This window comes from Shewanella sp. POL2 (genome assembly GCF_000282755.1).
Lineage (GTDB): Bacteria > Pseudomonadota > Gammaproteobacteria > Enterobacterales > Shewanellaceae > Shewanella > Shewanella xiamenensis.
The window spans coordinates 1-3,198 of sequence record NZ_AKZL01000170.1; the positions used below are offsets into that span (position 1 = coordinate 1).

Below are 3,198 nucleotides of genomic sequence, written 5' to 3' on the forward strand. Positions count from 1 at the left end.
TTTAGAAGGTGGATTCTTTACTAGCCATCAACAGCCTTGGACATTGATATCGTAAAGCGGTGGTGTGTTGGCATCGGCTGCTTGGGTATAGCGGAAATAACATTGGTCATCGTTGACTAAGGTATTAGCATCCAAGTCGTAGCCAATATATGTAATATCAATACCTTGATATTGAATGACGAGTTTATCATCTTTCTCTATCCATTTTTCGATATCGGTATTGTCCAGATAACCCCACTTGAGGCGGGTTTCTGCCACACCATCACCATTAAGGTCGATGTCAATAATATCATCACGGCCTGCGACGGCTTGACTCTGTAAGCTGGGCATTTGGGTCTTGGAATAGGCTAAGGTATTTGCGGCTTTTACACTGGCATGGAGTTGCAGCAGACTTTTTTCCCGCGCCTCTTTGCTCAGGCCGATAAATTTCGGCGCGGCGATAACCGCTAAAATCCCGAGCACTATGATAACGACCACGAGTTCGATTAAGGTAAAACCTTGAGTGCGTTTCTGATTAATCATTTCAAATTCTGTTGCTGCTTTTGACGACGGATAAAACCGAGTAACAGCAGTACTCCACATAAGGCTAACAGTGGTGTTTGGCCGATTTTAGCAAACCAAGTTTGGCCTGTAACCAGTGGAATTGTGGCTCGCAATACACCCGTTTCAAATTGCGGCAGAGAAGCTGTGATATTGCCATGCTCATCAACAACGGCGGTTACACCATTATTGGTGGCGCGTACCAGAGGACGACCTAACTCAATGGCGCGCATTTGAGCAATTTCCATATGTTGTAATGGACCATTTGAGGTGCCAAACCAGGCATCGTTGGAGACGGTTAACAGCAGATCCGTCCCGAGATTAACGCTGTCACGCAATTGTTCAGGGAAGGCTATTTCATAACAAATTGCCGGTGCAATTTTATGGCCTACCGCGCTCAAATTTGGCTGTTGATAGTCGCCTCGCGCAAAAGAGGACATGGGCAGATTAAAGAAAGGCGCAATCGGCCGCAGCAGTGCTTCTAAGGGCACAAACTCACCAATTGGCAACAGATGGTGCTTTTTAAACTGATTGCTGCCATCGCTTTCATAATCTGGGCTATCTTGCTGTTTCAGATTATGGTTACCTAATACAATCAGTGAATTATAAAAATCGTCATGTTGACGACTGATAATGCCAGTAATGATGGAGGTGTGGTTAAGGTTGGCCACTTTATTGGCATTATCCAAAAAGTCTTGCACCATAGATTCTGGCGCTGGGATTGCTGCCTCTGGCCAGACAATAATGTCAGCATCAAAGTGTTCACGGGACAAATCCATGTATTTCAACAGGGTTGGCCAGAGTGCATCGGGTTCCCATTTCATACTTTGCGGAATATTGCCTTGCACAAGCGCGACCTTGACCGACTCGCCTGTCGGCTTAATTTGTGAAAGCTTAGGCGCGACCCAAGTCGCGGCTGTGATGATGGGCAGTAATATCAACAGGCTTTTGTAGCGCTTGCTAAAACACAAGGCCAATGCGCCCGCAACCATGGCGATAATGAAACTTAATCCTAAGGCGCCAATGATACTCGCCAATTCCTTTAATGGGCCTTCAGTTTGGGAATAGCCGGCCCAAATCCAAGGGAAACCTGTCAAAACCCAGCCTCTGGCCCATTCGGTTAAGACCCAAAGTGCGGGGAAGAAGAACAGGTTACGCCATAGCGAGGGAGTATTAGTGCGAGTCAACCACGCTAAACCGAGACCCGTTAAGGCCGGATAGAGGGCTAAATAGAGTGCTAACAGCGCCATTAGCCCTACTGAAGCGGCTAAGGGGAGGCCACCGAAGGTGTCCATACTGACATGCACCCAACTGATACCAACGGCAAAACAGCCAAAACCAAAGCTTAACCAATGGAAAAAGCTCGCTTTAGGGCTTAAGGATTCACTCTGCCAAAGGGCTAACGCCATGGCGATAGGATAGATGATCCAGAAGGAATACGGGGCAAAGGAAAGCGCTGTACTGGCGCCTAAAATAAACGCCAGTACGAGGCGTAACGCACTCAATCGAGACTTTTGTTGGGCAAAAGCCCGAATGTTAGTTAGCACGGATCATTCTTCTTACAAGGAGAGTTATTCTTACGCAGAGGGTTATTCTACGTCTTCACCGATATTGGGATCGGGGAGTTTTACTCTGAGTTGGATTAAACGTCGGGTATCGGCGTTGATAACTTTAAATTCAATACCTTCGATCATGATGCTCTCATTGCGCTCCGGCAAGTGGCCAAAGGCATGGGACACCAAGCCACCAACGGTATCAAACTCTTCATCGCTGAAATGGGTGTTGAATTCTTCGTTAAAATCTTCGATAGGCGTAAGCGCCTTCACCATGTAGACAGTATTGCCGACTTTACGGATTTCGGTGTCTTCAGGGCTATCGTGATCGAATTCATCTTCAATCTCACCGACGATTTCTTCGAGAATATCTTCAATAGTTACCAGACCGGAGACGCCACCGTATTCATCGACGACAATCGCCATATGGTAACGCTGGGAGCGGAATTCTTTGAGTAACACATCGACGCGTTTACTCTCTGGCACAACAACCGCTGGGCGGATCACGCGCTCAAGGGAAAAGGGTTCTTCACTGTTTGAGAAACCATAAGGGATCAAATCTTTAGCCAGTAAAATGCCTTCGATATGGTCTTTGTCTTCGTTAACCACAGGGAAGCGAGAATGGCCTGAACCGATAACAGTTGCGAGCAACTCTTCAACGGTATTGTCGATTTGAATCGCGACAATTTGAGCTCGTGGGATCATAATGTCCCGAACACGCATATCGGAAACTTCCAATACACCTTTAATCATTTCGCGGGTGTCTTCTGATATCAGTTCGCGCTGTTCTGCGCCATCAATTACATCAACTAAGTCTTCGCGATTTTGAGGTTCGCCCTGAAATAACTGACTTACTCTGTCAAACCAGCTTTTCTTTTGGGCGCTCGTACTCGGGGGGATATCGTCACTCATAGTTTTCTCATTAACCTTGATAGAGAGTATCTCAGTTAATTATTGTTCCTTATATGGGTCAGTAAAACCTAAGCTTTCAATGAGTTGAGTCTCTAATGACTCCATCTCTTCGGCTTCTTCGTCTTCAATGTGATCATAACCTAGCAGATGCAGGCAACCATGTACAACCATGTGTGCCCAATGGGCTTCTAGG

At 46.5% G+C, this 3,198-nt stretch carries 4 protein-coding genes; all 4 read right to left on the minus strand.

What is annotated here, in order from left to right:
- Positions 1–27: 27 nt before the first annotated feature.
- Complete coding sequence (locus SHEWPOL2_RS21785) at positions 28–522, minus strand: prepilin-type N-terminal cleavage/methylation domain-containing protein (RefSeq protein ID WP_037431688.1); 495 nt, start codon at positions 520–522, stop codon at positions 28–30.
- Entirely contained in the window at positions 519–2,087 is a 1,569-nt protein-coding gene (gene lnt / locus SHEWPOL2_RS21790) for an apolipoprotein N-acyltransferase (RefSeq protein WP_037431689.1), read from the minus strand. The genes SHEWPOL2_RS21785 and lnt overlap by 4 nt, the downstream gene beginning before the upstream one ends.
- A 42-nt stretch (positions 2,088–2,129) precedes the next feature.
- On the minus strand, positions 2,130–3,005 hold the full coding sequence (gene corC / locus SHEWPOL2_RS21795; protein WP_037415189.1) for a CNNM family magnesium/cobalt transport protein CorC: 876 nt from the start codon (positions 3,003–3,005) through the stop codon (positions 2,130–2,132).
- Between the two features lie 39 nt (positions 3,006–3,044).
- A partial coding sequence (gene ybeY / locus SHEWPOL2_RS22595; RefSeq protein WP_083848358.1) for an rRNA maturation RNase YbeY occupies positions 3,045–3,198 on the minus strand: 154 nt, incomplete at its 5' end.